Annotated in this window: 2 protein-coding genes; both read left to right on the top strand. The window is 67.0% G+C overall.

Translation table 11 applies throughout. The features are described from left to right. Window positions 1–787, top strand: a 787-nt coding sequence (locus tag APY03_RS43840) for an STY4528 family pathogenicity island replication protein (protein ID WP_232324285.1), incomplete at its 5' end; no start/stop codon positions are given. 430 nt (window positions 788–1217) lie between these two features. Continuing rightward, on the top strand, window positions 1218–1365 hold a 148-nt coding region (locus tag APY03_RS15255; RefSeq protein WP_157103409.1), incomplete at its 3' end, for an AcaB family transcriptional regulator.

Raw genomic sequence — 1365 nt, forward strand, 5'->3', positions numbered from 1 at the left:
AAACCTCTACGTCCTGCATGACGAACCCCTGACACCGTTCGAGGCCATGCAGCTCGACGCCGACTACCTGGCCCTGGTCAGCCAGTCGCTGGGGCATTCGGCCAAGGCCGTTCAGGTGGTGGGACTCAACACCCTCCAGGAGATCGCGGACGACCCGATGTTGTCCGGACGCACCTTGCCGTCGCGGCTGCAAGTGCTCGCCGAGCGCCTGGCCGACCAGGGCATCACCGCCACCGAAAGTTATCCACAGGAGGATGCGATCCACGATTCCGAAGAAGGGCCCGCGAGCCTTCTTCGGAATGGCGAACGCCCCTCTTCGGAATCCGAAGCAGGGCCGAAACCCGCGCCAGACGGCGCTCTTCGGAATCCGAAGCAGGACCGTACAGTACGTAGTAGTAGTATTAATGAAGTACGTACTACCGCGCAGGCGCGTGCGCTGGGCGACCTGCAATGGCCCAAGCGCTTCGCGGAACTGAAGGCGGAACAGCAGGCCGGAGCCAGGATGGCGTTGCAGCAGGTGGACGCTGCCCTGGGGCAGGCCGTGCTGGACGAATGGGCCGCACGGTGCGGCAAGCATGGCATCCGCAACCCCGCCGGATATCTGTTCGGCATCATCCAGCGCGCCATGCGCGGCGAGTTCAATGCGTGGGCCAAGCAGACCGGCCCAGCACCGCCAACACCATCGGCGGCGCGAGCGCCACCATCCGAGCCGCCGCGCAACGTCGTGCCGCCCGAGGTGGCCCGGCAGCACATCGAGCGCCTGCGCGACCTGCTGCGCAAGACCTGAGCACAGGGCTCGTCAAAGCCGTGAAGTAGATCTCCATGGCGGTCGGCAGAAACGGTCCCCTGGGGACGGCTGTGCGGTGAAGCGCCGGGTGACGGCGCGACCTGCTGCGCGAAACCTGGGCAAAGCGCCTGGCAAGGCCATGAAGCAAACCTCCATGGCGCTCAGCGGAACGGTCCCCTGGGGACGGCCGTGCTGCGAAGGATGGCGTCGAACGACAGCGCGACGTGCGGTGCAGCACGCAACCCGTCGACGACCGAGGCCCGGAGCGCCAACGTGAATGCCCATCTGCGGAGCGGTCCCCAGGGGACCGTTGCGCGCTGCGCCGCCAGCGCGCACAGAACCGGGGGCCGGCTCATTTCGGTTTGTTGACTGACTGCCTTCCGCCGCATGCGGATGCTGGCGGCTCCCTGTCCACCAGCGAGCGATCACCATGGCAACCAGCAACGAACCATTGCAGCTCAACCTCGGCTCCCTGCGCAGCGCAATGTCGCTGACGCTGCACACCCACCACGCCTCGCGCATCTGGCATGGCCGCGCCGCCGCCGAGGGGCGACCGGGCATCGTCGGCCTGAACGGCT

Origin of the sequence: Variovorax sp. WDL1 (assembly GCF_001541225.1) — a bacterium.
In the GTDB taxonomy this organism is placed as follows: Bacteria; Pseudomonadota; Gammaproteobacteria; order Burkholderiales; family Burkholderiaceae_C; genus Variovorax.